Annotated in this window: 23 protein-coding genes and 1 pseudogene; 13 read left to right on the forward strand and 11 right to left on the reverse strand. The window is 57.3% G+C overall.

The genetic code is table 11. From position 1 onward, the window contains the following. The first annotated feature begins 157 nt into the window (after positions 1–157). Genes AB4Z52_RS28580 through AB4Z52_RS28600 form a run of 5 tightly spaced genes read left to right on the forward strand, consistent with a single transcriptional unit; the run spans position 158 to position 4,764 of the window. The gene (locus tag AB4Z52_RS28580; RefSeq protein WP_442221260.1) at positions 158–949 is read left to right on the forward strand and encodes an ABC transporter ATP-binding protein; all 792 of its coding nucleotides are present in this window, start codon (positions 158–160) and stop codon (positions 947–949) included. Then, positions 946–1,662 carry an ABC transporter ATP-binding protein gene (locus tag AB4Z52_RS28585; RefSeq protein ID WP_442221261.1) on the forward strand — a complete coding sequence of 239 codons (717 nt, stop codon included), beginning with the start codon at positions 946–948 and terminating at the stop codon, positions 1,660–1,662. The genes AB4Z52_RS28580 and AB4Z52_RS28585 overlap by 4 nt, the downstream gene beginning before the upstream one ends. After that, the gene (locus AB4Z52_RS28590; protein ID WP_442221262.1) at positions 1,659–2,540 is read left to right on the forward strand and encodes a branched-chain amino acid ABC transporter permease; all 882 of its coding nucleotides are present in this window, start codon (positions 1,659–1,661) and stop codon (positions 2,538–2,540) included. Before AB4Z52_RS28585 ends, AB4Z52_RS28590 begins: the two co-directional genes overlap by 4 nt. Then, on the forward strand, positions 2,537–3,535 hold the full coding sequence (locus AB4Z52_RS28595) for a branched-chain amino acid ABC transporter permease (protein WP_442221263.1): 999 nt from the start codon (positions 2,537–2,539) through the stop codon (positions 3,533–3,535). Before AB4Z52_RS28590 ends, AB4Z52_RS28595 begins: the two co-directional genes overlap by 4 nt. Then, complete coding sequence (locus AB4Z52_RS28600) at positions 3,532–4,764, forward strand: ABC transporter substrate-binding protein (RefSeq protein ID WP_442221264.1); 1,233 nt, start codon at positions 3,532–3,534, stop codon at positions 4,762–4,764. The genes AB4Z52_RS28595 and AB4Z52_RS28600 overlap by 4 nt, the downstream gene beginning before the upstream one ends. Before the next feature lie 67 nt (positions 4,765–4,831). Here AB4Z52_RS28600 and AB4Z52_RS28605 read toward each other — a convergent pair. From AB4Z52_RS28605 to AB4Z52_RS28620, 4 genes and pseudogenes are all read right to left on the reverse strand, one after another. Beyond that, positions 4,832–5,443: pseudogene (locus AB4Z52_RS28605) on the reverse strand (SAM-dependent methyltransferase); the annotation flags it as partial. A 235-nt stretch (positions 5,444–5,678) separates the two neighbouring features. Continuing rightward, on the reverse strand, positions 5,679–5,993 hold the full coding sequence (locus tag AB4Z52_RS28610) for a hypothetical protein (RefSeq protein WP_442221265.1): 315 nt from the start codon (positions 5,991–5,993) through the stop codon (positions 5,679–5,681). Between the two features lie 321 nt (positions 5,994–6,314). Then, positions 6,315–6,776 (reverse strand): MarR family winged helix-turn-helix transcriptional regulator, encoded by a 462-nt coding sequence (locus AB4Z52_RS28615; protein WP_442221266.1) that lies wholly within the window; start codon positions 6,774–6,776, stop codon positions 6,315–6,317. A gap of 103 nt (positions 6,777–6,879) precedes the next feature. Next, positions 6,880–7,338, reverse strand: a complete 459-nt coding sequence (locus AB4Z52_RS28620; protein WP_442221267.1) for a MarR family winged helix-turn-helix transcriptional regulator — start codon at positions 7,336–7,338, stop codon at positions 6,880–6,882. A 112-nt stretch (positions 7,339–7,450) separates the two neighbouring features. Between AB4Z52_RS28620 and AB4Z52_RS28625 the strand changes: the two genes are divergently transcribed. The 5 genes from AB4Z52_RS28625 (at position 7,451) to AB4Z52_RS28645 (ending at position 14,938) form a co-directional block, all read left to right on the forward strand. Next, a complete protein-coding gene (locus AB4Z52_RS28625; RefSeq protein ID WP_442221268.1) occupies positions 7,451–9,271 on the forward strand; it encodes a chloride channel protein in 1,821 nt (606 codons plus the stop codon). Between the two features lie 224 nt (positions 9,272–9,495). Beyond that, positions 9,496–10,155 (forward strand): peroxiredoxin, encoded by a 660-nt coding sequence (locus tag AB4Z52_RS28630; protein WP_442221269.1) that lies wholly within the window; start codon positions 9,496–9,498, stop codon positions 10,153–10,155. A 491-nt stretch (positions 10,156–10,646) separates the two neighbouring features. Next, positions 10,647–11,399 carry a F0F1 ATP synthase subunit A gene (locus AB4Z52_RS28635; RefSeq protein WP_442221270.1) on the forward strand — a complete coding sequence of 251 codons (753 nt, stop codon included), beginning with the start codon at positions 10,647–10,649 and terminating at the stop codon, positions 11,397–11,399. Positions 11,400–11,995: 596 nt separating this feature from the next. After that, positions 11,996–12,592: a carbonic anhydrase gene (locus AB4Z52_RS28640; RefSeq protein ID WP_442221271.1), complete on the forward strand. Its 597-nt coding sequence runs from the start codon at positions 11,996–11,998 to the stop codon at positions 12,590–12,592. A 333-nt stretch (positions 12,593–12,925) separates the two neighbouring features. Continuing rightward, positions 12,926–14,938, forward strand: a complete 2,013-nt coding sequence (locus AB4Z52_RS28645) for a methyl-accepting chemotaxis protein (RefSeq protein WP_442221272.1) — start codon at positions 12,926–12,928, stop codon at positions 14,936–14,938. Positions 14,939–15,008: 70 nt separating this feature from the next. Here the strand turns inward: AB4Z52_RS28645 and AB4Z52_RS28650 are convergent, their stop codons facing one another. After that, positions 15,009–15,176, reverse strand: coding sequence for a hypothetical protein (locus AB4Z52_RS28650; RefSeq protein ID WP_442221307.1), 168 nt, complete (start codon positions 15,174–15,176; stop codon positions 15,009–15,011). Between the two features lie 551 nt (positions 15,177–15,727). Here AB4Z52_RS28650 and AB4Z52_RS28655 point away from each other — a divergent pair. Continuing rightward, positions 15,728–16,000, forward strand: coding sequence for a hypothetical protein (locus AB4Z52_RS28655; protein ID WP_442221273.1), 273 nt, complete (start codon positions 15,728–15,730; stop codon positions 15,998–16,000). A 756-nt stretch (positions 16,001–16,756) separates the two neighbouring features. Here AB4Z52_RS28655 and AB4Z52_RS28660 read toward each other — a convergent pair. Further along, positions 16,757–16,996: a hypothetical protein gene (locus AB4Z52_RS28660; RefSeq protein WP_442221274.1), complete on the reverse strand. Its 240-nt coding sequence runs from the start codon at positions 16,994–16,996 to the stop codon at positions 16,757–16,759. 1,332 nt (positions 16,997–18,328) lie between these two features. On the opposite strand from AB4Z52_RS28660, the gene AB4Z52_RS28665 reads away from it, so the two are divergent. Next, positions 18,329–18,703, forward strand: coding sequence for a hypothetical protein (locus AB4Z52_RS28665; protein ID WP_442221275.1), 375 nt, complete (start codon positions 18,329–18,331; stop codon positions 18,701–18,703). A 700-nt stretch (positions 18,704–19,403) separates the two neighbouring features. Here the strand turns inward: AB4Z52_RS28665 and tkt are convergent. The 5 genes from tkt to AB4Z52_RS28690 all read right to left on the reverse strand — a co-directional run bounded on the left by tkt (position 19,404) and on the right by AB4Z52_RS28690 (position 25,574). Continuing rightward, positions 19,404–21,515: a transketolase gene (gene tkt / locus AB4Z52_RS28670; protein WP_442221276.1), complete on the reverse strand. Its 2,112-nt coding sequence runs from the start codon at positions 21,513–21,515 to the stop codon at positions 19,404–19,406. Positions 21,516–21,826: 311 nt separating this feature from the next. Further along, on the reverse strand, positions 21,827–22,930 hold the full coding sequence (gene tal / locus AB4Z52_RS28675; RefSeq protein ID WP_442221277.1) for a transaldolase: 1,104 nt from the start codon (positions 22,928–22,930) through the stop codon (positions 21,827–21,829). Next, a complete protein-coding gene (locus AB4Z52_RS28680) occupies positions 22,927–23,331 on the reverse strand; it encodes a DUF982 domain-containing protein (RefSeq protein ID WP_442221278.1) in 405 nt (134 codons plus the stop codon). Before AB4Z52_RS28680 ends, tal begins: the two co-directional genes overlap by 4 nt. 252 nt (positions 23,332–23,583) lie before the next feature. After that, the gene (locus tag AB4Z52_RS28685) at positions 23,584–25,317 is read right to left on the reverse strand and encodes a molybdopterin-dependent oxidoreductase (protein ID WP_442221279.1); all 1,734 of its coding nucleotides are present in this window, start codon (positions 25,315–25,317) and stop codon (positions 23,584–23,586) included. Between the two features lie 41 nt (positions 25,318–25,358). Continuing rightward, on the reverse strand, positions 25,359–25,574 hold the full coding sequence (locus tag AB4Z52_RS28690; protein ID WP_442221280.1) for a DUF2945 domain-containing protein: 216 nt from the start codon (positions 25,572–25,574) through the stop codon (positions 25,359–25,361). Between the two features lie 656 nt (positions 25,575–26,230). On the opposite strand from AB4Z52_RS28690, the gene AB4Z52_RS28695 reads away from it, so the two are divergent. Next, on the forward strand, positions 26,231–26,455 hold the full coding sequence (locus tag AB4Z52_RS28695; RefSeq protein WP_442221281.1) for a hypothetical protein: 225 nt from the start codon (positions 26,231–26,233) through the stop codon (positions 26,453–26,455). Positions 26,456–26,476: the final 21 nt, after the last annotated feature.

Genomic DNA, 26,476 nt, shown 5'->3' on the forward strand with positions numbered 1-26,476 from the left:
CTTCTTCGTCGCTTCTGTCAGGGTTCGCTCTTTGCGATTGACGCTTGACATACCAAAACGACTTCGGATACTGATAGGTATCCAAAGCGGAGATGGCTGTCAATAATAGAATTGGACAAGTCGTCTGGGAGACCGCTGGCGGATGGGAGGAACATCAGTGAGTGACAGCAGTAGCAACGGGGTTCAGCCTGTGCTCCAGGCACGGGATGTGTCAGTTCAATTCGGGGGCATCAAGGCGCTTACGGGCGTATCGCTCTCTGTGCGCGCGGGTGAGATTTGCGGTCTCATCGGCCCCAATGGAGCCGGCAAATCGACCTTCCTCAATGCCGTCACGCGGCTTGTGACACATGGCACTGGCACCATCACGCTTTACGGAGCATCGATCGAAGGTGCGAAGGTGCGCGAGATGATCGGCCTCGGTGTAGCGCGCACGTTCCAGAATCTGGGTATCTATGCGTCGATGACCGTGATCGAGAACGTCATGCTCGGTGCGCACCATCAACTTGGAGGGAAATTCGTCCAGGCGATCTTCATTCCCTTAAGATCATGGCGTGAGGAACGTGTAGCGCGTCAGAAGGCGATGGCGGTTCTCGACGAGATGGGGATGGCCGACGTCGCTGGAATGATGGCGGGCTCGCTGCCCTACCCTTTGCAGAAACGGATGGAGATTGCACGCGCGCTCGCCTCGGAGCCAAAGATACTGCTGCTCGATGAGCCCGCCGGAGGTTTGACGCACGGAGAGGTCCACGAATTCGGAGAACTGGTCGACAGGGTGCGGCGCAACCGCAATCTGTCGATCCTCCTGATTGAGCATCATATGGGCCTCGTTATGGGGCTTTGCGACCGAATCGTCGTTTTCCATCTGGGACGTAATTTGGCCGAAGGCAGTCCGGAAGAGATCAAGTCGAACGAAGCTGTCATTTCCGCATATCTGGGGAGGGCAGCATGACATTTCTGCAAATCCAAGGCCTTTCGGCCTTCTACGGGCGGACGCAGGCGCTGTTCAACTGTTCCTTCGATATTTCCGAAGGCGAGTTCGTAGCACTTCTCGGATCCAACGGTGCGGGCAAGACGACCATGTTGCGCGCCATCTCCGGCTTGCTGCCTTTCAAAGGTTCCATTACCTACGATGGGAAACACCTCGAAAAGGTCGCGGCACAAAAACGCCTCGAACTCGGAATTGTGCACATTCCGCAAGGCCGCGGGACGTTCACGGAATTCACAGTCGACGAAAACCTGTCGCTGGGAGCCACAATCGTGGCCAGCAGATCGCAGATCAAGGCGGACAAGGAGCAATGGTACGAAGCATTTCCTCGCTTGAAGGAGCGCCGCGACCAGCTTGCCGGAAACCTGAGTGGTGGCGAACAACAGATGCTCGCCGTCGCGCGCGGTCTTATGTCGCGGCCAAGGCTGTTGATGTGCGACGAGCCCTCACTCGGCCTGGCTCCGTCAATAACTCAGGAAATATTGAAGACTTTCAAAGCCCTTAATCGCGATCACGGCATGACCTTGCTGGTGGTGGAGCAGAATGTCGACATCACTCTCCAATATGCGGACAAGGCCTTCGTCCTTGAGGCGGGGCAGATCGTGGCGAGCGGCTCGGCCGAAGAAATGGTCAACAACGAAGACATCAAGAAATCCTACCTGGGAGCTGTCCGATGAGCCTCTTCTTTCAGCTCGTCGTCAGCGGGCTAACAACGGGTGCGATATACGCTGCGCTCGCTCTGGCTTTGGTTCTCATCTTCAGAGCAACCAACGTCGTCAATTTCGGCCAAGGCGAGATGGCCACGTTCTCGGCCTACTGTGCATGGCAATTGGTGGAGGGGGGCGCCCCACTTTGGTTGGCCCTAGTCGTCAGTCTCGCCGGCTCCTTCATCGTTGGCGTCGTCACCTTTCGATTGGTGATCAGGCCCCTCATGGACGCCCCCGTCGAAGCGGTCGTTGTGGTCACGCTGGGCATCTTCGTCCTGTTTCAAGCAGTCTGCATGTGGCTCTGGGGGGCGGAGCAGAGATCCTTCCCCAATTTGTTTCCTGATGGCGGCTTTAACATCGGCGACGTGCGAATATTGATTTCCGCAGCCGGAACGCTCGCGATCCTCATTATCGTGGCCGGCTCCATAGGTTTGCTCTTTCGCTTCACGCGACTGGGACTATCAATGCGGGCGGCGGCTTTCGACCGTATCCGCAGCATCTTGGTTGGCGTCGATGTCGAGCGAATGCTCATGCTCGGCTGGGGCTTTGCCTCTGTCATTGGAGGCCTCGCAGCCATCCTCATCGCGCCCAGATTGTTTCTCAGCCCGACGATGATGTCGCCCATTCTCTTCTACGGCCTCGCGGCGGCCACCCTGGGGGGATGGGATAGTCCTGTCGGAGCGATCGCTGGGGGCCTTATCGTCGGCGTGGCCGAAAGTCTCGGTGCCAGCTACCTGTCCTTCATTGGCGCAGACATGCGTATTGCAGTGCCCATCGTACTCACGTTGGTCATCCTATTGGTGAAGCCCGTTGGTCTGTTCGGCTCCTATAAGGTGACAAAACTATGAGTGATAGACTTCGCACGGCGCTCTTCAAACTGGCTTCGTTCGGTGTGGTGGCTATTCTGCTTCCCGCCCTCGTTCCAAGTTACGCACTCCAACAGATCAGCATCGCCATTGCCTATGCAATAGCGATCATGGGCCTGAACCTTCTAATGGGTTTCGCTGGGCAAATTTGCCTTGCGCAGGGCGCGTTGTTCGGTTTCGGGGCCTATGTCACAGCGATCCTGAATTCGAGCTACGGTGTTCCTGCGCTGGCGACACTGCCGATTTCTGTCATCGCAACGGCGGCGGTGGGGGTGGTCATCGGGCTTCCGGCTCTTCGACTGCAGGGTCTGCAGCTAGCGATCGTGACGTTTGGCATTGCCGCGGCCTTTCCGCAGATCGTGTTGAAGATGAGCGGCATGACCGGAGGTGTTTCCGGGCTTCCGATCGACGCGCCGCAAGCGCCTGTCTGGCTCGATATCAGCCCTGAACTCTGGCTTTACGTGGTTTCACTCCTTTGTGCGAGCCTCGCCGCCTGCCTTGTCGCATTGATGCTTTCTGGCGATGTCGGACGCGCGCTTAGGGCACAGCGCGACAATTCGCAAATCGCAGAGGCTCTTGGAGTCAACCTCACCAGGGTGAGGCTATGGGCGTTCGCCGGGAGTTCGGCTCTCGCTGGCTTGGGCGGCGGCGTCTTTGCGATCATCAGTGGGTTTATCAGCCCGGAATCCTTTCTTTCGATCTTGTCGATCAACATCGTGATCGGAAGCATTGTCGGCGGGGCAGTAAGCATTGTTGGAGCCTTTTTCGGCGGCCTCTTCATGGTGTTCGTGCCGACATGGGCCTCCGACATCAGCCTGAGCCTTGGCAACCTAATCTACGGCCTTGCGCTGATCATCATCATGATGGTCGCGCGCAACGGCGTCACTGGTTTCATCGAGAAATGGCTTTCGATGATTTTGCGCAGGACCGCAGGCAAAACCACGCCTGTTGTTGAATTAAGGGAGGAACTGAAATGAGTTTTGTTTCCAAGGTAAAGGTTTGCACGATACAGTTGGCCTTGGCCGGATTGCTCAGCGCATCCTATGCCCACGCTGGCGAAACGTCGCCCGGAATTACCGATAACACCGTCAAGATCGGGATCACCGGTCCGCTCACTGGACCCGTGGCAGTCGTTGGAGCTGTCGCCGAAGGCGTGCGCGCGCGGATCGAACAGGTCAACGCACAGGGCGGGGTCAAGATGGGAGACGGCAAGACCCGCAAGATTGAACTCGTCATTAAAGACGACGGCCTCGACCCTCAGCGGACTCTGGCCAATGTCCGCAAGATGGTCGAGCAGGACCAGGTCTTTGCATTGGTTGGCACGGCAGCCACACCGAACAACCTCGCCATCGGACGCTACATAAATCAGAAGAAAGTCCCGAACGTGTTCATGTATTCGGGTGTCCACGCCTTGAACGCTCCCGACTGGGAAATCGGCTTCGTTCCGTCGTTCGCCACCGAGGCGGATTCCTTCGCAGAGTATCTGAAAGCCAACAAGCCCGACGCAAAAGTCGCGTTTCTCTATCTCAACACCGAGACGGGCGAAATCTTTATGAAGGCTTTTGACAGCGCGATCGCAGGCTCAAAAATCAAAGTCATCGACCGGCAGCCTGTGACCTCCCAAGACCCGACCGTGGAGACCCAACTATCCACCCTCAAAGCCTCGGGCGCGGACACGCTTGTGATTATCGCCGCACCCAGGCAAGGCAGCGAAGCAATCCGCTTCCAGTCGGAGAGCGGGTGGAAGCCGCTCACGATGGTAACCAATCTTTCCTCGGCCTATCCCATTCTCCAATCTGTCGGACTTGAAAATGCCAAAGGAATCATTACTTCCGACTTCCTCAAGCCGATCGTCGGCGGCAAGAAGACGGGCGATAAGGGGATTGACCAGTACCTCGACGCAGCGACAGCCTCCAAGGCGAACTTCAACGTTGCGAACACCATCGGCCAAACGGGCTATGCCATCGGCGACGCTCTGATCCAGGCGCTCGAAAAGATCAAGCAGCCGACACGAGAGGATTTGATGAAAGTGGTCCGCAACATGGACGGATGGGCAAATCCGCTCGTTCCGGACGATATCAAAATGACCACGAAGGAAGGCTCCGACATCTTTCCCATCGAGGCGCTGCAACTCTACCAGTTTGACGGCGAGAAATATGTCACTGTCGGCGGAGTTCTGCACTTTGAAGGTGGCACAAAGGAATAGCGCCGACCGGCAAGGCGGGACGCCGGGGGAGAAATCCGGCGCCCCCACTCGCATGTGGAAACGGCGACGATATGCCGAGATATGAAGCCATGGCGCTTGCTGCCGTGATGCCGGGGACAACGTCGACAGAGATTTTCTCTCTATCGAGGTGGGCAATCCCTTCGCCGGCACGGTCAAAGATCATCGGGTCGCCCGACTTGAGGCGAACGACGCGCTTGCCAGCCTTGGGGAAGGCCAACATTGTCGAGTTGATGTCTTCCTGTCTGCAGCTTTCGCGGCCACCGCGTTTGCCCACGAGCATGCGTTTGGCCTCGCGACGGGCAAATTCCAACACATCCCCGGAAATAAGATCATCAAACAAGATCACATCGGCGACCTGGAGGGCGCGGACGGCCTTTAATGTCAACAGTTCGGTGTCGCCCGGCCCGGCGCCTACGAGTGTCACGTGGCCGGCGGCGCTAACATTGCTGCGGATTCGATCGGCATCTGCGATCAGCTCCGACACTGCATCTGCATCGGGCTCCTTGCGGACGAAGGCGCGATCGACGAAACGCTCCCAGAAATTTCGGCGCTGAACAGAGCTCAGGGTGTCCGTGACATGGGTGCGGATGGCCTGCGCAAGTTGAGCCCAGGATTTGATGGATGGCGGGAGGAGTGTTTCGATACGCCGGCGGACGCTTGGCCGAGGGGATGGGAGCAGCACAGATCGCAAGGCGGCGTTTCAACGCAATCTTCTAGGGCAATATGATAAGTGGCGGCCCAAGAGCAATTCGATGCGAGGCTAGTCGGCAGATGCTAACGCGCCGGAAGTGCGGTTTAATCGCGGGGAAAATGCAATCCACCCCATTTAACTGCGCATCTCGAGCTGCTCGCTTTGCGTGATCGTCCTTCTTGTGCGGCGTCTCATCCTCGCATTAGCGAGATTGATCTGCGACCGGCTGGATGAACCGCGTGTCCTGATAACTGGCATATACTCCCAAACTATAGGCCAGCAGTGCAAGGTCATATCGCCACTCGAGTTTCAGTAACTCCCAGCTCATACCATTTGCGCTGTCCAGTTTCTTGCGAAGCCTGTGATGGATCGCATTCATTCGGTCATCATCGACATGGCTGTTTGCATCCGACCATTCGGGAAAATGTTTGGCTCGTGGTCCGAAGCGAAACGCCTTGAGGCGCGTTTCAAGTTCATCGGATTTGAGCTTGAGATCGGACGATGTAGCTTCATTCATGGGTCACTCCTGTGGAGTTTCGTCGACGGGACTACATATATCGTATTACGATATATGTATCAATCTTATTTTCTTGCATGAGATTACTGACGCGACGCTCCGTGGAAGGAAGGTCGCTTACGCAAAGGAAATCCTGGCTCGCCATAGCAGACAAAGTCCGGGGAGGCCCTCAAGAAGGACAAAGAAGGCTGGCGCGACTGATTTCCGTTCCCCTAGAACAACAGAATGGAAGCTCGCCCAAGAGATATGAAACAGCTTTGGTCGCAAAACCAACACGTTGGGCTTACCAGCTATTGTGAGATGGGGAGATCTTTCTGGCCATTACGCGATTTCCCTTTGAAGACGCTGCAGGATGATGATGAGTTCCGGCGCCATTTCACGGATTTCCTTGAGATGGACAGCACTTAACCGCAGCAAAACGGCTTCTGCTTTTTCCGTCAGCGTCAGGGTTTGACGGCGTTTGTCCTCCAGATCCGCATGCCGCTGCACCAACCCAGCGGTGCTTAGTCTCCCGACCAGCTCCGTTGCCGTGTGCGGTGCAATCAGCAATCGCGTCGCCAGAGTTCCGATGGTCATTGCCTCGGTGGCCGGATGTCCTTTAATTGCCAGCAGCGCCTGGTGCTGCTGGCTCGGAAGACCCTCTTCTTGCGCCGCCGACGTGCTGAAATCCATGAACCTTCGCAGCGTAAAGCGAAGGTTGGCCAGGGCCTCGTAGTCTTCGTCACTCAGTGTCTTTTTGGAATTTCCCACAGTCTCTCCATCTTGAGCCGGCTCCATCGGCATTCTAGAGCATTTCCGCTTTTCTCCGAATCGCGAAAACGCTCTATCTCTTTGTCTTTCCGCAATTCCGGACACAAAACCGCTGCGCACTTTTGCTGGAATTGCTCTATGCCATCCAGGCGATCTGCTCCAGCTTGCGCCGATCCTGCAGGAGATGCAGCGCCTGCATCAACTCCGGGGCCATTTCCCTGATCTCGTGCAGATGCGCACCGCTTAGCCGCTCCAGCACGCGCTCGGCCTTTGCCAATAGCTTTACAACTTGCCGCCGTCCGTCCGAGTGGCTTGTGGTGCGCTCGACATAGCCTGCGTCGGCCAGTCGGTTGACAAGCTCCGTCGCCGAATGCGGTGCAATCAGCAGCCGATCGGCAAGCATCCCGACGGTCATCTGTTTCTCAGCCGGAAGCCCCTTTATGGCAAGCAATGCCTGATGCTGCTGTGGCGTTATGTCGAGCTTCATCACCTCCGCCGTACTGAACTCCGTAAACTTCCTCAACGCATAGCGCAGGTTTGCCAGCGCCTCGTAGTCTCCAGGGGAAAGCGCGTCCTTCCGTACCGTCGTGGTCATGTGGCAACTCCATAATAATCTTATTGATTTATATCGTACCACGATATATGCGAAACGCCGATGAGAATTTTGTGCCCTGCGTTGAAGTGCAGAGCGACCTGGAGACACCGCATTGTTAAACCCAGAAACGAGACCGCAACGCCGCCCGCATGATTTCACCGGCGGACTTGCCCGGCGCGAGGCCGGTGACTTCACCACTGACAAACGCGTTCTTCTGTTGATCGGCATGGCGATCGTCGTCGGCACCGGAGGGGCGCTGGCAGCCTGGGTGCTGGTCGATCTGATTGCGCTCGTGACGAATGTCGTCTGGTTCGGGCAGATCAGCACCCAACCGTCGTCACTGGCCAATGCGCACCGGTCGCTCTGGATGGTTGCTGCACCTGTCATCGGCGGGCTCGTGATTGGCTTGATGGCGCGATTTGGCTCGGAAAAAATCCGCGGCCACGGCATTCCCGAAGCGATCGAAGCCATCCTGATCGGTGGCAGCCGGATGTCGCCAAAAGTGGCGCTGCTGAAGCCGCTCTCCTCGGCAATCTCGATCGGAACGGGTGGTCCGTTCGGCGCCGAGGGTCCGATCATCATGACCGGCGGTGCAATCGGTTCGCTGTTTGCGCAATTCTTCCACATGAGCGCGGCTGAACGTAAAACGCTTCTGGTCGCCGGTGCTGCAGCCGGTATGACGGCGATATTCGGCTCGCCGATTGCGGCGGTGATGCTCGCGGTCGAATTGCTGTTGTTCGAATGGAAACCGCGAAGCTTCATTCCGGTTGCCGTCGCAGCTTGCGTGTCGATTTGCTGGCGGCCATTCCTTTTTGGTCAGGGTCCGCTCTTCCCGACCAATTTCCAGGTTCATCTTCCCTGGTGGGGCATATTCCTGTGTGCGGCGATGGGCATCATCTCGGGGCTTCAGTCCGGCGTGATGACGACGCTGCTTTATAAGATCGAGGATGCCTTCGAACGGCTTCCGATCCATTGGATGTGGTGGCCGGCCCTCGGGGGCTTGATCGTAGGACTGGGGGGCCTGATTGAGCCACGCGCGCTCGGCGTCGGATACGACATCATCTCGGATCTTCTTGCCAACCATATCGTTGCGAAGGCCGTCCTTGCGATCCTTCTCGTCAAGGCAGGAATCTGGCTGGTAGCGCTGTCGTCGGGAACCTCGGGCGGCGTGCTTGCTCCCCTCCTCATTCTAGGCGGTGCGCTGGGCTGGCTCGTCGGCCTTTTTTTCCCGGGGGACCCCGGGTTCTGGGCACTTCTCGGCATGGCCGCGATGATGGGCGGAACGATGAGGGCGCCTTTGACTGGAACATTCTTCGCGGTCGAGATCACCGGCGACATCAGCACTCTTGTGCCCCTGCTTGCAGCAACGGTCACAGCCTATGCCGTGACCGTGCTATTGCTTCGCCGCTCTATCCTGACCGAAAAGATCGCGCGCCGCGGCCAGCACATCACGCGCGAATATGGCATCGACCCCTTTGAACTCACGCGTGCCGCTGACATCATGGTCCGGCAGGTCGACACTCTGCCCGGCTCAATGACCATCGGTGCAGCCTGCGACTTCTTCTCCTCCGGGGAAAAAACGCATCGGCTTTATCCGGTGGTCGAAGACGGCACGCTTGTCGGCGTCGTATCGCGCGCAGACGCGCTTCGCTGGCAGGGCGACAAGGAGCTTGCCGATCAAAGTCTGACAGATCGGGTCTCGGATGCATCGAACCCGGTTGGCCATCCGGAGGACACCGTGGGCTTCATCGCAGACCTGATGCTCGCCGCGGAAACCGGCCGCGTCCCGATCGTGGATCCGGCTTCCGGAAAGCTCATGGGCCTGATCGCACGGAAAGATCTGTTGCGGCTGAGAAGTGCATTGCAATCCTCGGAACTGGAGCGCCGTCCCTACCTGGGTGCGCGCCCGGCAACTGAGGCCGCCATCGAATGACCCAAAGCTTTGTGGATGATGTTCCTCACGTCGGTTTCGCTCGGGCGGTAAAACCCATGGCATTGGATTTTGATATGCTTGAGCGTCGTTTACCGTGCACAGCTTTTCTGTGAGGGTATGGCTTCCCTTGCAACGACGGACGCCCGATCTTCGGACGGTTTTCATAACCGGCTATCGCCACCAAGATTTGCAAAGACGACACCCTGAAATTTGGAGGACTGAACATGAGCTTGCGTATCAACGATATCGCGCCGGATTTTTCTGCCGAGACGACGAAGGGGCCGATCCGGTTCCATGATTGGATCGGGAGCGATTGGGCGGTTCTCTTCTCCCATCCGAAGAATTTCACGCCCGTCTGCACGACCGAACTCGGTGCAATGGCCGGCATGGAACAGGAATTCGCCAAGCGCGGCGTCAAGATCATCGGCATCTCCGTCGATCCGGTCGAGAGCCATGATAAATGGAAGAACGATATTCGTATAGCGACCGGCTTCGATGTCGACTATCCGCTGATCGGGGATAAGGACCTCATTGTCGCCAAGCTCTACGACATGCTGCCGGCGGGCGCGGGCGAAAGCTCGGAGGGTCGTACACCGGCCGACAACGCGACCGTGCGCTCTGTCTTCGTCATCGGCCCTGACAAGAAGATCAAGCTGATCCTCACCTATCCCATGACCACAGGGCGCAATTTCAATGAAATTCTGCGTGCTATTGATTCCATCCAACTGACGTCAAAGCACCAAGTCGCAACCCCAGCCAATTGGGAACAGGGAGACGATGTCATCATTACTGCTGCTGTGTCGAACGAAGACGCGATTACACGGTTCGGATCGTTCGATACGGTTCTGCCCTATCTGAGAAAGACGAAGCAGCCGTCGGCGTGATCAGAATCGGAAAGGCCGACGGATTGGACCTGAAAACGCTTAGGGACGTCGCAAGGCGTCCAGCCCTGAAACAGACCCGCACCTCGGCCGCGGTGTCAGCCATTGCGCGCGCAGAGGGGAAGGCTTGATATATGTCGTAATACGACATATATTGGCGCCATTCCTGTCCTTTGAGAAGCGCGTTCCATGGAAAACCTATTGCGTCCCAGGTGCATTGACCTGGGGCTTATCGTTTGGACGACACCTTCGGTCACCTCACACGCCAATCTCGTGACCACCCGCCGATCCGGGAGTGGAGAAAAGCGTTGCCGCGGCACGACAGCGAGTTGTTCCAACCGATGTTCTCCTCTAACCGGCTTCGACAAGGTCATGACTTGGTGCCAATCGCGACGGTCTCCGAGCAGGTAAATGTGAGCCGGACATATCGCTGATGCGCAGTTTCCAAACCATCGATTTCCCTCGGGAAGCCCAGAAATGAGAGAGAGCAACCGGTGGTAAACGATCCTACCCATCAGTTCCTGATTTACAAGATTGTGCCAATCAAAATCGGCGGAATTGATTTTTCGTTCACCAACGCTTCCCTCTTCATGGTGGCTGCGGCGGTCATCTCCGCCGGCTTCCTGTATTTCGCTACTTCCAGCCGCAGCCTCATCCCGACGCGATTACAGTCCGTGGCCGAAATGTCTTACGAATTCATTGCCTCGATGCTGAAAGAAGGAGCGGGGAGGGAAGGGATGAAGTTCTTTCCGATGGTTTTCTCCCTGTTCATGTTCGTGCTGACCGCGAACCTACTTGGCATGGTTCCCTACTTCTATACGGTCACGAGCCAGATCATCGTAACCTTGGCGCTGGCGCTCTTCGTCATCCTGACCGTGATCATGTACGGCTTCTATAAGCACGGTTTCGGCTTCCTGAGGCTTTTCGTGCCACTCGGTGTGCCCGCTTTGCTCCTGCCGCTGGTGGTAGCAATCGAAGTCATCTCCTTCCTCTCTCGTCCGATTTCGCTCTCGGTTCGTCTTTTCGCCAACATGCTTGCCGGCCATATCGCGATCAAGGTGTTCGCAGGCTTCGTCGCCTCGCTCGGAGCCCTGGGCGCGCTTGGCGTCGGCGGTGCCATTTTCCCCCTGATAATGACCGTGGCCCTCACCGCTCTTGAAATCCTCATGGCCTTTCTTCAGGCTTATGTATTTGCAGTACTGACTTGCCTGTATCTCAATGACGCAATCCACCCCGGCGGTCACTAAGATATTGTCCGTTCCGGCCGGGCTGTTTCCAGGTGTCGTTTGGCACTTCTGTGGTTGCTGCCCGTTTTGGAGGTCGAGCCAAGCGGCAAATTAACGACCCCATCGGAAGCTCTGCATCGCCCGACGCGAAAGCTTCGACGGCCAAAGCGGTCAATGGTTCAACGCCCGGCATGGTCTGAATCCGGCCCGCGGCTCCGGGCAGTTCCGCGAGCTTCCTGGTCTTCTCTCGATCCTGCATCTTCTCACCAATCTGGTTCAGAAGGTCGCGGCATTCCGCGTGCAAAATCTCGGGCAGGCCGATCTCAGTATTGTCGAGGATAGCCTCAATGCGCTTGATGTGACCAATCCCCTGCGGAACGGCTTTCGGTCGGAGAACAGCAGACCGAGCGTGAGGAGTTCAAAACCTGCCGCCGATCGACTCCCGCGAGATGGTCGGCTATGGAAGGGGCGCGGTGTTCCGACAGGCATCCGTTCGACGCGCCTTGAAAAATCTCGGCAGATGAATCTATTTTAAATCATGTCGTTGTATCGCGACCGGCCGCTGAATTGCCAAAAAGCCGATCGACGGCGGTTAGGTCAATCCCTGGTGAGATTTTGTGGTAATTGAAGATCTTTTTGTCAGAAACAGGCTATGGTCTGCCGACCGCAAGGCCGAGGACGCGGCTTATTTCGAGCAGCTGTCGCAGTTGCAGCAGCCGGACTATCTGTGGATTGGCTGCTCGGACAGCCGAGTGCCCGCCAATGTAATCACGGGCTTGGAGCCGGGTGAGGTTTTTGTACATCGCAACGTCGCTAATCTCATCCACCCCGCCGACATGAACATGCTGTCCGTTGTTGAGTATGCCGTCCATCAGCTCGGTGTGAGGCACATTATTATCTGCGGGCACTATGGCTGCGGCGGAATACGAGCCGCTGTCAGTGACAAGCGCTTCGGACTAATCGACCACTGGCTGCAGCCGGTACGCGAGGTTGCCGAACAGCAATTTGAATGCAGGGAAGGCCATCTCTGGGCGGAGGAAGACCTCGACCGGCTCTGCGAGGCCTGCGTCGCCACCCAAGTGAAGCGCCTTGCCCGTACTCCAACTCTGCAGGCGGCCTGGCAGGCGGGAAAAGACGTCGCGATCCACGGATGGGTCTACGGCTTGAAAGACGGGCTGCTTTCTGATCTCGGATGTACAGTGACCGAACCCTAAGGACGGTGAATCTCGCGCGGTCCAAATCATTCTTAAGTTTAACGGGCTTTGTCGAATAGTCTTGGGTAAGCCCGGAGGTAGTTCGCATACAATCACTGTATCTGGCTCGTCGATCGCCGCGTAGGAATTGTACGAACGTTCCCCGGATCGCGCATTCTTAGCCTCAACGGAAACTTAAGCAATCTGTCATAATTCTAATTGATCATCTCGTCGCAGAGCATGTGAAGACGTGTCTGAGTTAGCATGCATGTGCCGCTGGAACACGCTTATCCAGCTTGTTGACCGATTGCGTTAGCCGGGAGCCGAGACGTCCCGTGCGACAGGAGAGTTATAATGCCATCCAAACTTTTCACCCGCATCAGTGTCAAGCTGACTGCCATGTCGGCGGCCGGTATTCTCATGGTTTTGGCCTTGCTAGCGGCGGTCTGGGTTGGCGACGCCTCGATCGGTAGAAGCTCCGACTTCGGTCGAATGCAGCTGGTCATTTCCAGGGACCTGGTCGACGCGAAAGCGTCACTCCGCGGCATGATGATGGGAATGTTGCAGCTGCGTCTCGCGGAAACTGCGACCGATGCGACGAAAGCGCGGGAATATGTTGCCAAACGACATGAGTCGGTGACTAAATACCTGGAAAGTGCGAGCGCCCACGTCACTTTGCAGGCGAACAAAGATCGGATAGCCAAGGTCACCGAGCTGACCGGTCAATGGATAACCGAATACGAGGGTCTTTCAAAATCAATCGACGCAAGATTGACCAGCGCTGCCAACAGTTCCGAGACCTCCGACAATGGAAAGTCCGCTCAAGGCAAGCTCCTGGATATTGCCGACCAGATCGGGTCGCTGATCGACGAGTGTGTGAATGCGGCCAAAAGTAAAGCGGACGAAGCGGGGGCGCAGATGTCGGCCACATCCACTCTGGCGCTGCAAATTAGTCTTGGAATGGGATTTCTTGTTGTCGTGACGCTTATCGCGTCCGCTATTTTTGGCTCGAGAGCGATCGCCCGCCCAATCGGACGGCTGACGGCAACAATGAAACAACTTGCCGGCGGCGACCTCGAAACCCACGTGCCATTTGCAAGCCGAAGCGACGAGGTCGGCGATATGGCGACCGCCGTCGAAGTGTTTAAGCAAAACGGCATAAGGATGCGTCACATCAATGCCCAGGAAAGCGCATTGCAAGCAAAGAGCGCGGATCTCTCCTCGAACATTTCGGCCGTCGTCGCTGCGGCGGTGGCTGGCGATTTCACTCGGCGAATTCAGAAAGTCTACGACAATCCGGATCTCGATCGTTTCGCGGCAAGCGTCAACGAGCTTGTAGCCTCCGTGCACCAGGGCGTCAGTGAAACGCAACGCGTTATCGCGGCATTGGCACAGGGGGATCTTACGGACGAGATGCGAGGCGAGTTCCAAGGCTCATTCGGGGAGCTGAAGCGCGATGTAAATGCGACGATGGGCGGCCTGCGTACCGTCATGGCAGAAGTTCGGGCCGCGATCGACACGATCAACGCTGGCACTGGCAATCTCAGCAATGCTGCCGGCGACCTCTTCAAGCGCACTGAACAGCAAGCCGCTTCTTTGGAGGAAACCGCTGCAAGCCTTGAGGAGATCACGTCGGCGGTCAAGAGTTCTACAGATCGAGCAGCGGAAGCCAGCCACATGGTCGGCGAGGCGCGCAAGAGTACGGATCAATCGAGCGCGGTGGTCACGGATGCTGTCGCGGCCATGGGTCGTATCGAACAGGCATCGAGCGAGATCGGTCAGATCATCAGTGTCATCGACGAGATTGCCTTCCAGACGAACTTGCTGGCACTCAACGCCGGCGTCGAGGCGGCACGCGCCGGCGAGGCCGGCAAAGGGTTCGCGGTCGTCGCCCAAGAGGTGCGCGAACTCGCGCAACGTTCCGCTCGCGCTGCCAAAGACATCAAGGGTCTGATTACCCGTTCCGGCCAAGAGGTCCAGACCGGTGTGAAACTCGTGACTGCGACAGGCGAAGCCCTGAACCTGATCCAAGCCCAGGTCACCAAGATCAATGATCATGTCCATTCGATTGCCACGGCGGCGAAAGAACAGACGACCGGTCTTACCGAAATCAACGTGGCCGTCAATCAGATGGATCAGGTCACGCAGCAGAACGCGGCTATGGTTGAGCAGGCGACGGCAAGCACCAGCCGACTGGCAGAAGAAGTCGTTACTCTATCTCGGCTGATTTCCCGCTTCAATGTTGAGGCTGTGGGACGACATGGGTTCGCTCTTGTCAGAGCGGCCAGCCATCACGCGCCTACAGCTTCTCCAGCGCGTGCGTTACATCAGACGCTGGCAAACGCTGTCAGTGGGCGAGCACGCTGACGGACGAAAAGGCGTCCGAGAGTATTCCCATCGATCTTGCTTGCCGCCCGCGTCTGCCCTTGCATGACGATCAGTGATCCAAGCCGCCTTGTAAGTATCGCCGGGCGGCGTCTCCGCTCGGAACGTCATATTCAACTATCTCGTCAAAACGGCGCGCGAGGGCACGATCAAGGATTTCAGGATGATTTGTCGCGGCGGCAACGACGCTGTCGGTCGCGTTCGGCTCCGCCATAAACATCAAGATCGAATTCAGCACACGACGGATTTCGCCAACGTCATTCGTCAAACCCCGTCGAACTTGTCCGACAGATACACGCCGCGTGTCTTCGCGACCGCGTCGAACAACAATCTGAGTTTGCTTGCCGTTTCGCCGAAGAACCGGCTGAAGAGCGAGTCTACACAGTGTCGTCGTCGCTCCAGCGAATCGATGGGCTGGGGACACGGCGATCCGGCATTGGCTGCGGATCAACTGAGGGCCTCTGGAACCCAATCGAAGCTTGCTTCGCACTAATCACAGAAGCGGTCGCAGATTACAAGAATGTAACGTGAAAACAAAAAACAACGACGTTAAAGCTTCACAAGGGTTTCAGTATCGTGGTCTTGGCGAGCGCAATAATGTGGGTCGGGTCCTTTGATGGCGCTCGCCAGATTTCCACATTTATCGCCACGCCGGCATGACGCCGAATCTTCACGTCAGTAACGCGGTAAAAGAACGTTTGTAGCCTCGAACTATCAGCACGGCCGCGTGCCGCGTATCTCTGCGGCGATGATAAAGGTGTTCTTCACGACATGGCAGACAGCTTCGCGATATTCTGCTTCCCGCTTGGCTTCGGACGGGCCATGGCCTACGAGGTTACAGAGGAAGCAGCCTACGAAGCGGCGAAACGGCATCGAGCTTCCATCCTCGCCGATCCGGCAAACGTTTTGCCGACGCGCACGCCGATCAATCGAGTTGTGTTCCGACCGGTCACTGCGGATATCGTCGTGGCTATTCTCAATGAAAACGACTCAGGGTTTTTAGATCTCATCCAGGCAATGGAGCCGATCGGTTACGTCGAATAGACATCGATTTCCCGTGCGAAATCGGGCCAGCCAGAGCGGGCCCTAATCAATCACTGACCTTCGAGCAAACAATGCCGGTAATGGATCTTGGTGACGGGGTAAATCAAGTATAGCGGTAGTCGCGTGCATACATCCCCGATGAACGTGCTTTCCTTCTACGATTGAACATTGTCCCGTCGCCCTACCAGGTGGCGGGTCTTTTTTCGTGGCATCGGCTCCTCAGCTTGGCCTAATATCAGTATGGTTTGAGTGGCCCCGTATCCGGGCAGGCCCACCCGACCGGATAGGCAGGGAGCTGCCCTGCCGAGGCTGGCGCGACCCCCCGAGTGTCGCCAGCTCTCCATTGAAGGCTTAGCAATGATAGGCCAAATTCGATCTATTACAGTTCGTGCACATCAGGGAAGGTTTGGGACGAAGTGAAGCAGGGTCTCTGGAGCTGAGCAAGCAGGAGTTCTGCAAGCGATTTGCTGATCGGATGGTCCGCGCATCTCCCTCGGGGGGACCCGGTCGCAGTCCGATCCGGGCATATGCGGAGCCGGTCGCCCCGGTATATTGGGCGGAGGCGCATCGAGATGGGCTCTCCCCGGAAAATTGCGGCGATGATGACATGGCTTTTTGGCGGAAGGAATCCTGACACCCAACGGCAAGCTTTGCGGCCTCGATCTGCCGCTGAACTAGGCGCAGTCTGGATGCAGGGAACTATGCCTGGCCGTCCAGCGCCCAGGGTCCGTGTTTGTTCAAACCGTGACCGATGAACTAACCGTCAAATCGCACAGAGGTTCCAAGTCGGGAGAGCGGTACGACGTCGCCCTCGAGTTCAATTTCGAGGCCCTCCAGCAGGCGCTCCGGCGTGTCGTTGCCATGGTTGTAGAGGGTGATTGCCAGCGAGATCAAATAGTCATCCGGGTCGACATGCCTCCGAATGCACCATTCGGTCAGGGCCTCGAAGACAACCTCCGGGTCGGCATGAAAGAACGCCTGAGAAAAGCCAGGCATAGCAGCTCTCCACTGGGCGAGCGGACGATACCTACTAACGCTCGCACCCTGAATTTTAACGCTTTCGAGAATCTGATTCAAGCGCGTTCGATATCATGGAGTGACTGTCGACTCGTGTGAAATCCATAGCCAGTGGCGAACAGGTGCCGCGGTGAGGGGCGCGTGCGACGCTGTCGCCTCGTCCGCCAAAATTGAAACCGTAGCCCGGCCGCTGCGAGTTCTGTGGGGCTACGGCCTCCAGGCCCCCAAAATCGAGGCCGCGCTCAACTTTGTAGAATACGCCCGAAGAGAACCATGTGGAAGCGCTATATGGGGAGCGCCCGGCTAATGCTTTTTTGTTCATTGGAACCTGACCAACTGGAAGTTGGTCTGCTGGGACCAGCCGATGGCATACGAGCCAGATATGGCAGTCATTTTCGAAATCACTCCCAAAGCTGCCGGGAGGTCAGGCCTGCGAAGCGGTTGATGAGCCATCTCACCACTCGCGAATTGCGAGAAGCTGTCCACGCAGATGTGGAGCGTGATCACCGGCATCACGGCTTCCCTTGACCCCGATCCGATAACTTTACAGTGCCCAGGCAACCATTCGCCGACGCGCCTACGCCATGATCCGGGAAGCCTTTGCAGCGAACGGCATCGGATTTGCCTCATCGACCGTGCAGGTTGGTGGCAATGACGATCAATCAGCCAGCGCCGCGGCCGACATGAGAGATAGGATGGTTCGCAAAAAGGCGGTCGAAGAACGAGGGCCGATGGCGAGAAATGACCCATGCGTTGGCAAGGGCTGACATTGCCGATGATCGGCGCAGTTGGAGAGCGTTTTTGGCCACAAAGTTGCCGATGGTGGCATTGTGGCACAAGACAGTAAATGTCGCGCCATTTGCACCACCAATGTGACGCGACGGTCCTTCGGTTGATGGAGCTAACAGATAAAGGCCGGGACGAATTCGCACCGACCTTCTCGGCGTCGCTCTCCACACCGGTGCATATGGCTCGGGTGTGTCCGGGACCCGCTTCCGACGCCCAGCACCTTCACATGCCTCACAGCATCAAAACCGTGACGGCGGCAAACTTGAGCAATTCGGCTCCGCGGATGCAGTTCACCTCGCAGATAGGGAATCGGCAACTGATGCGACCCAGCGCCTGCCATGAGCAAGGACCAAGAAATCGATAAGAAAGAAAGCAGAAGGCTTGCGGTCGCGGGGCGCAGCGCTCCGGGAATGACGTCAAATCGCGACAAGGCTCCCTCAACCTGAAAAGTAAGACACCCCCGGGGAACCGTCGGACGTCCAGCGCCTTTTAGACGAAGAGAGATAGTCACGGGAGAAACCGATGTCAGAAATACCTAGCAATCCGGGACGGACCATCAGCGCGATGTTTGACTCAGAAAGCGACGCCCAGAGCGCCGCGGAAGGATTGATTGCCTCCGGCCTTCAGAAGCAATCCGTGATGATCACGCCTGGGCATAAGGAAGACCTTCCGGCGCGAGATCACGCAGGCTTTATTGACGCTATTGCCAACTTCTTCTTCACCGACGAAGCGCGCAACCTCTATGCCGAGGGCCTGAGGCGCGGCGGGTTCCTCGTGACGGCGCAAGTGAACGACCAGCTTCAACATGACGCCGCTCTGCGTATTCTGACGGAGAAAGGAAGCATCGACGTCGATGAACGCGCCGAAACCTGGCGCTCTTCTGGATGGGAAGGTTGACCATGATGACAGCCAACACGAGCGAGGGAATCCGTCGCCGCGCCTATCGAATTTGGCAAGACGAGCGCGCGCGGTGCTGGAGCCCAACGACACGCGATATCACAATTACCTGGGAAGCCCACATGAGCTGAATCCAAACCCGCAAAGAGCAGGGCATACCTTGCCCTGCTCGTCAGTTCTGATCTGAATCGGCCTGCTGGCGGATGGGAGTAGTATTCCACAAAATTGATTGCCAAGAAAAATGCGTCGGCTAGGATCCTCCAAGGGTCCCGCCCTGAATTTGAAATGGTTTTTCTGAACCCAAGCGAAACGGCGCGAGCGTCTTTGCGGCATGCAACCCCGCCTATGGCGGCACGTCTACCGACACGGCAATACTGGCACTCAACCTGCGTTGGCCATGGTTTGTCACTTTTGCCGGTTGGGGTCCTGAACTGCCGTCGTCCCCGCACGCCATCATCACAACGCTTCGTTCGCCGCACATCTCAAGGGCGCTCGCAGTGGCGGGCTCCGAAAGCGCATGGGCCTCAATGCCGACAAGTACGGGTCCATCGGCTTGGATGTCCCGAATGCTACGCGCCGCAAGGGAGGATCCGGCGCGTAGCTGTATTAAGCCCTTGACGAGCTTTGCGACATTGACCGGCATGTCAGGTGGGGTCGGCTTTCCGGCCAACGGGCCGAGTTTCGTAATCGTGCGATTGCCTCATTTGGTGAAGGCCGCGTTGGCTGGTCTGCTGGAATGCCGGCTCGCAATTTGCGCCTCGGCTGCTGCAACGATGTATGCTGGCTCGAAGCCGAAGTGTTTTGCGACAATTTTTGATGGTGCTGACAAGCCGAAACTATGCAGAGCGAGGATAGCGCCGTCGAAGCCCGTGTAGCGCTCCCATCCGAAACCGGATGCTTCCTCCACCGCCACGCGGGCCGTTATAGCGGGCGGCAAGACCATCTCGCGATAGTCTTTTGGTTGGCTTTCGAACAATTCCCATGACGGCATACTCACGACACGTGTCTTTATGCCATCGGCTTTCAGCAGTTCATATGCCGTCACACAGAGCGCGACTTCGCTGCCGGTCGCCAGCAGCAGGACATCGGGCTTGCCGTCGGGAGCATCGGCTAGCACATACGCGCCCTGCGCTACGCCGCCTGCGTCTGCATAGATCGAGCGGTCGAGCGTTGGCACCGTTTGTCGCGTAAGCACGAGGCAGACAGGCCTGTCCCTAAGATGCATGATGACCTTCCACGCCTCGACGACTTCATTCGCGTCTGCCGGGCGTAGCACGATCATGCCCGGCATGGCGCGGAACGAGGCAAGTTGTTCGATGGGTTGGTGGGTTGGCCCGTCCTCGCCGAGACTGATGGAATCATGGGTCCAGATGGAGATGACCGGGAGTTCCATCATCGAACTCAGCCTCAGCGCCGCGCGGCAATAATCTGTGAAGATCAGGAAGCTGGAAACGAACGGACGCAGCTTCGACAGGCTCATGCCGTTGCCGATGGCGCACATGGCATGTTCGCGCAGACCGAAATGGAAATTTCGCCCGCGGTAGCTGGCGGCCTGTTCACCCTCAGGAGCCTGAAAATCGCCAGCAAAGTCAAACTCGAGGCTGGTCTTGGTTGACGGCGACAGGTCTGCCGCGCCGCCCAGTAGCCATGGGATGTGGGCCGCGATGGCGTTCAACACCTGGCCGGACGAGTCTCGCGTCGCCATGCCTTTAGCATCGGCTCTAAAACTGGATAGCGTCGCATCCCACCCGGGAGGAATTTCGCGTCGCTGCATCTGATCGATCTGAACTGCCAGGTCTGGATATTGCTTTCGGTAGGCGGCAAACAATTTCCGCCAGGCGGCATGAGCGGCGTCCCCTCGCTTGCCCATATGCGCATGAAAATGCGCGATAACGCCTTCCGGAATCTTGAAATCTACGTCTGGGTCCCAATTGTAGAATTCCTTCGTCAACCGAACCTCTTCGGCGCCTAACGGCTCTCCGTGAGCGTTGTTTGTGTCGTGCTTATGCGGCGCGCCAAAACCGATATGGCTTTGAACGACGATGAGAGTTGGGCGATCTTGCGTATCGATGAACCTCTGATAAGCCTTGCCCAACAACTCCAGATCATTTGCATCGTTTACTCGCTCTATGTGCCATCCGTACGCAGCGAAGCGGGTTGCGACATCTTCGGTGAACGTAAGTTCAGTCGGACCCTCGATGGTGATGTGGTTCTCGTCGTAAATCCAGCAGAGGTTCGACAATTTGAGGTGCCCCGCCAACGATGCCGCCTCGTTGCTGAGCCCTTCCATCATGTCGCCATCGCTGCACAGCGCGTAGACGTTGTGCGAGAACAGATCGAATTCGGGTCGATTGTAGGTAGCGGCCAGCCAGCGTTCAGCAATCGCCATGCCGACGCTTGTGGCGGCACCTTGTCCGAGTGGACCCGTGGTGGTCTCGACGCCTGAGGTCCAGCCATATTCGGGATGTCCCGTGCAATGGCTGCCCGCCTGACGAAAAGTCTTGAGATCGTCGAGCGTCACGGCAATTCGGTCGCCTTTGGGATAGCTTGCACCTTTTGCCTTGACGTCGCACAGGCAAAGCAGGCTGTAGAGCAGGGCGCAGGCATGGCCGGCCGACAGCACGAAACGGTCGCGATTCGGCCAATCGGGATCAGAAGGATCATAGCGTAGGAAGCGCTGCCACAAGCAATACGCCAGCGGCGCGGCGCCCAGCGGTGTTCCGGGGTGGCCGGACTTTGCTTTCTGGACCGCATCGATGGAAAGAATTCGCAGCGTGTTGATGCAAAGCTGGTCAAGTGGCACCTGTTTCATGGGGGAATCCTTTGACCGGATTTATGCAACCCGATTGTCCAAATGCCGGCTGGCTCGGCTTTGGTGATAAAATGAGTGCAGCGCGGTGTAGCCGGGTTCACCCCATCGATCGACGGACCGTCCCAGTGTGACGCAGTTTTTGGAATAGTCGAGATTAAGCCCGCACACCTCGGCAGTGACCTGGGTGCTACGCTGGGATCGTCTACGAAGGGCTGTTGCCGATGCAAAAGACGCACGTCTTCGCAGCGTCAGCAATGCCTTCCAGGCTGGAAGTTTCACAAGTGGCAATGTCCTGGTCGGAAAAGGCTGGCTCATAATCCGCCGGCCGAACCGTGAGAGCGATGCAACTGCTCGCTCTTTGACGCAATCACTGCCAGCAGATCGTTCCATGATTTGGTGAAGGATTGGGCGCCTTCCAATTGAAGSTGCGCGGCTAGCGCCTCAGTGTCGACGCCAGCCTTTGCGAAGTCCGCRAGCACGGTTTCGCTATCGCCGCCGTCTTCCCGCATGATACCATTTACCGCACCCTTTTCCGAAAATGCATGGAGCGTCTTTTCGGGCATCGTGTTGATTGTGTCCGGTGCGGCGAGCGCCTCGATGTAGTAGGATTCAGGAAGCTGCGGATCTTTGGTCCCGGTGCTCGCCCAAAGCAGACGCTGAGAAAGTGCGCCGGTGCCGGCCAGCTTGCGCCATTCGGCAGAGGCAAGTCGCTCCCGATAGGCCTTATAGACTTGCCCAGATATGGCGACGCCCAGACGGTTCCGCAGTGCTGGGGGAACCTTGTCCATCACCGCCTTGTCCCAGCGGCTGACGAAGATCGAGGCGACCGAAGCGATCTTGGGGTTGAGTCCAGCATCAACACGGCGCTGGATGCCTCGGCAATAGGCGTCGGCAGCAGCTACATACTGCTCGCACGAAAACAACAAGGTGACGTTCACGGGCACGCCRGYGAAGATCGATTCCTCGATGGCCTTCACCCCCGCGGGCGTGCCGGGAATCTTGATGAACAGGTTGGGACAGTGCGCCTGCGCGTGCAACCGCTTGGCGGCCTCTATTGTGGCGCCSGCATCGTTAGCCAGCAAAGGTGACACTTCCAGAGAAACCCAGCCATCGATGCCGCCTGTCGCCTCGTAGACCGGACGGAACAGTGCTGCGGCTTGCCTCAGGTCCTCCAGCGCCAATTCGAAGAATAGCTTCTCGCTGGCTTCCCCTTTCTTCTTTTTGTCGTGAAGGGCATCATCGTATGCCTTGCTGTTTCGAATGGCCTCATCAAAAATCGTCGGGTTCGACGTCAATCCCGTCACCGAATACTCGGTGCAATAGCGCTGAAGGGTGCCGCTGTTCAGGAGGTCGCGGGTGATGTTGTCCAGCCAAAGGCTTTGGCCGAGTTCGTGCAATCTGGTTGTTGCGTTCATGTCGACCTCGCTAGCGCGTAACCGCAGATATTGACGGGYGGGGAAATCGGTATCGACCYCGATGCGGCGTTGTCTCTTGTCCACGCGCAAATCAGCCGACCAACATGTCCGCTTCCCGCCGCTTTGATAAGAACTTCTCTGACAATGTCGGCGGGAAGGTTGACGTTCAAGGCATGCTGCCATGCCCGCAGCGCTGGTCTATACTTGTTGGTTCCGCGGCTACTCCGCTGTTCGGTGAGCAAGTCAAAAGCGTGCCTAGCACTGGTGCGGTTTCGGATGTCGCCGCTTGTGCCAAGGACGAGAGAGATTAGCTTGAAAGACGGCGCGTCGGACATGGGGGGCCTCAGTTTGGCTGGAGTTGCACAACGCACGTCGTCGAGACAAGTTTCATCAAAATGCATCACGCTCGCGTGAGACTAAGCGATATTCCGACGGCACTTTTCAGGGGTCGGGTGTGAAGGGCGATTGGAGCCGACGCGCCCGATTCGAGGTGTTCACGGGATGCAGGGCGACCCGAGTGGCCTGGTCCTCGTCCTTCTCGCCGACGAAGCTGGGCCGTCCACATATGAGGAAGAACATATTTTATTTCTGCCAGGCGACACCAGGCACAATCTATTCGATGGCTCGCCAGCGACGGTCACGGAGGGGAGCGATCAAATCGGCATCCGATAGCCGTAGAATTCGTGGTCCTCGTTGTACCCGCCGTAGCCCGCGCCGAGATCAGCGAAGTCGTTAACGAACTCGATCGCCGCAATCCATTTGACCATCTTGAATCCCAACTCGTTCTCGCAGCGCAGCCGCAGCGGAGCACCATGCAGGACGCTGATCGGCTCTCCATTCATCTCGTAGGCAAGGATCGTGAGTGCGTGGCGCATATTCGCAATACTATGGACGTCATAATATCGACCGCCATCGGCTCCATCGGCCAGGGAATAGAATACGGCGTAGCGAGCGTCGTGCGTCGGCTTCACCAGATCGAGGATGTCACGCATCGGAACGCCGCCCCACTCTGCGACCCCTGACCAGCCCTGGATGCAGAAATGCGTCGTGATCTGCTCCTGTTTCACCATCGCTTTGAGGTCTGCCAGCGAGAACTCACGTCGTGCCTCGACCAGGCCGCTGATCCGAAGCCTGTAGCTGGCGAAGTTCTCTGCTAGGAGATCATCAAATATTTTGGAGTTCGGCATCGTGCCGTTCGGCCAAAAATAGGGAGAAATGTCTTTCTTCGTGAGTTGAGATCGCGGATCCCAGCCTTCGGCGAGGCCCATGAGCCAGCCGATCATGAACGCGCCCGCGCGCTGCACGAGGCGGGCATAGCGGATGGTAAAAGGTGAGGCGACAAGCCAAGCCGTGACCAGGATAGCCATCGCGAGAAGGAACAGCGGGAACCCAGTCCATGAGGCGTCGTTGACGCCGCCGAACATATGATTGGTGTTCTGCCGGATGCCGGTGACGAACACCATGGCGCCATGTGCCAGGATGAAGCTGACGAACCAGGCGAACGCGATGAAGTGGACAGACCGCATCGCCTGTCGGTTGAACAGCCGACCGAACCACCCAAGTGCATTGGAGATTGCCGGGCTCTGCATCAGGCCGGTCACGATCGAGACGGGCGCTGCGACGAAGACGGTGATGAAGTAGCTAAACTGCTGTAGGCCGTTGTACCGAGTCCAGCCTTCGTCGACCGGAAAGTTCAGCGAGGCATACTGGATTGCCGTTGAAAGGGCGGCCGGAAATACCTCCCAAGTCAACGGTACAAGCCGGCGCCACTGGTCGGTAGCAAACAACAGTGCATAAAAAGCGATACCGTTCATCAGCCACAAGAGATTGACCGAGAAGTGCCACCAGCGCGCAAGGCCAAGTGTATGACGCAAGCCAGGGATGCCGAGCCAAGTCGGCAGGGTGACGGAATCATCCTTGGCCGTCCAGATGCGATCCTTGGGCACGGGCACCTGAAACCGGAACCAATCGGTTCCTGGCGTGCAGTCCCGTCTCCAGTAGAGCCGTGGGTGATCGGCTAGAATCTGCAGGCCGGCCCGCATGATAAACAACATGAAAAACATGTTCAGGAAGTGCTGGAACTGGAGCCACCAGGGAAAGCCGGAATCAACCGACGGCGCCGACTGTGCGATCCCAGGATGGTTCTGGATGAAGCTTCCTACAGAGTGCAGTTCGCGCAGGCTTTGCGCCAGGGCTATCAGAGAGAGTAACGCCGCCGCTGCGACGGGTAAGGCCCACAGGGTATTGATCCAACGCTGGCCGATTCTAATGTGCGGAAAAATTCCCTGCTGGGGTGGCATCCAATGATTGAGCCGGACGCGATCGTCCGCATCGCTGAGCCGAGCACGAAGCGGCTCGGGCGACGGAGATTGCGGATTCGTGGACATTGGCGATCGCTTTCTGTCGTTGATTGCGCCTGGCGGAGGCGTCAGTCGCGAATTTTGGTGAGCGCCGAGCCTTTGTGGAAAGCGACGTGCTCGGTCTTACTGCTCTTGATCTCGTACTGCGGCGCTTCACTGCTCGCATGATGCGTGTAGCCCTTGACGTCAAAATCGCGAATATGGATGCCAATAATCATGCCCCTCACGCGACCGGCCTCCGAATTCCAGCTTACGTGATCGCCGATCTTGAAGTTTTTGCCCATCGATATTCCGCCTGAAATTTGGCGCGGCGGTTCGCCGAACCATTGCGACCGTACACTTTCGCATCGATCATGCGCCGAAAACACCGTCGAGACCAACACGTTTTCGTCTATTTAACTTGCATTCTCGATGCCGTCTTCCCGGAACTGATGGGGGGCCGTCAACAGGCCGCTTTTGATATCGAAAGCAAATACTTACGACGTCCACTGAGGCGCTCGTGCCACGATACGGCATATTCGTAGGAGCCTGTGTTGCTTGCTAAGGGAGTGCCTTAGATCGTCGCTAAAACCATAAGACGGACATCGTCGCCAATAATCGAACATGAAATCCGCGAGAGTGCTACGAGCTCTGAGAACAGGAGGTCAAGCCACATAGAGCCGAACTTCGCCGTTGGTTGATATCAAGCATCATCGTGGCCTGGTCCGTTGGCGACATGCAAAACTGGTCCGCCAAGGTTTTTTAGTTACTCTCCAATCCGAGCGTCGTTGCGGCCTTTTGCAGGAGTCCACTGCGGCGCTTTTCTCGTAATCTGTAGCTGTCGCCACCGATTGTGATGACGTGACTGTGGTGCAGATTATGGCTAAACGTCCTGCCCAAGATCAGACGGAAGCCACATCAGATTCCGCCCGAAATCGCTGAGCAGGTCGCCCATCAGTTCTTGGACCGCCAGTTTCGTGAAACTCTCGACCAGCCGGTCGGCATGCTCGACAACCAAACGCCGCGACAGGTGGCAGAATCAGCAGCTGACCGCCATCAGGTCGCCGAGTGGCTCAAGTATCTCGAAAACCAACCTGCAACGCAGCCGAACTCCGCAGACCCCATGGCCACATACAGTTTCGAGTGGATGTGGCACGAACTCGGCGGCGTCGATCTGCGCCTGTAACCCCTACCGTATATCTGTGTC

The organism is Rhizobium sp. 2YAF20, from assembly GCF_052114685.1.
Taxonomy (GTDB): Bacteria; Pseudomonadota; Alphaproteobacteria; order Rhizobiales; family Rhizobiaceae; genus Rhizobium.

What these genes read in the sequence shown, in the direction of transcription:
- AB4Z52_RS28590 (WP_442221262.1), top strand. Translation starts at nt 1,659, where the DNA reads ATGAGCCTCTTCTTTCAGCTCGTCGTCAGCGGGCTAACAACGGGTGCG.
- AB4Z52_RS28685 (WP_442221279.1), bottom strand. Translation starts at nt 25,317, where the DNA reads ATGTCCACGAATCCGCAATCTCCGTCGCCCGAGCCGCTTCGTGCTCGG.
- AB4Z52_RS28660 (WP_442221274.1), bottom strand. Translation starts at nt 16,996, where the DNA reads ATGCCTGGCTTTTCTCAGGCGTTCTTTCATGCCGACCCGGAGGTTGTC.
- AB4Z52_RS28595 (WP_442221263.1), top strand. Translation starts at nt 2,537, where the DNA reads ATGAGTGATAGACTTCGCACGGCGCTCTTCAAACTGGCTTCGTTCGGT.
- AB4Z52_RS28690 (WP_442221280.1), bottom strand. Translation starts at nt 25,574, where the DNA reads ATGGGCAAAAACTTCAAGATCGGCGATCACGTAAGCTGGAATTCGGAG.
- AB4Z52_RS28645 (WP_442221272.1), top strand. Translation starts at nt 12,926, where the DNA reads ATGCCATCCAAACTTTTCACCCGCATCAGTGTCAAGCTGACTGCCATG.
- AB4Z52_RS28620 (WP_442221267.1), bottom strand. Translation starts at nt 7,338, where the DNA reads ATGACCACGACGGTACGGAAGGACGCGCTTTCCCCTGGAGACTACGAG.
- AB4Z52_RS28665 (WP_442221275.1), top strand. Translation starts at nt 18,329, where the DNA reads ATGTCAGAAATACCTAGCAATCCGGGACGGACCATCAGCGCGATGTTT.
- AB4Z52_RS28650 (WP_442221307.1), bottom strand. Translation starts at nt 15,176, where the DNA reads ATGTTTATGGCGGAGCCGAACGCGACCGACAGCGTCGTTGCCGCCGCG.
- AB4Z52_RS28600 (WP_442221264.1), top strand. Translation starts at nt 3,532, where the DNA reads ATGAGTTTTGTTTCCAAGGTAAAGGTTTGCACGATACAGTTGGCCTTG.
- tkt (WP_442221276.1), bottom strand. Translation starts at nt 21,515, where the DNA reads ATGAAACAGGTGCCACTTGACCAGCTTTGCATCAACACGCTGCGAATT.
- AB4Z52_RS28585 (WP_442221261.1), top strand. Translation starts at nt 946, where the DNA reads ATGACATTTCTGCAAATCCAAGGCCTTTCGGCCTTCTACGGGCGGACG.
- AB4Z52_RS28630 (WP_442221269.1), top strand. Translation starts at nt 9,496, where the DNA reads ATGAGCTTGCGTATCAACGATATCGCGCCGGATTTTTCTGCCGAGACG.
- AB4Z52_RS28615 (WP_442221266.1), bottom strand. Translation starts at nt 6,776, where the DNA reads ATGCCGATGGAGCCGGCTCAAGATGGAGAGACTGTGGGAAATTCCAAA.
- AB4Z52_RS28610 (WP_442221265.1), bottom strand. Translation starts at nt 5,993, where the DNA reads ATGAATGAAGCTACATCGTCCGATCTCAAGCTCAAATCCGATGAACTT.
- AB4Z52_RS28655 (WP_442221273.1), top strand. Translation starts at nt 15,728, where the DNA reads ATGGCAGACAGCTTCGCGATATTCTGCTTCCCGCTTGGCTTCGGACGG.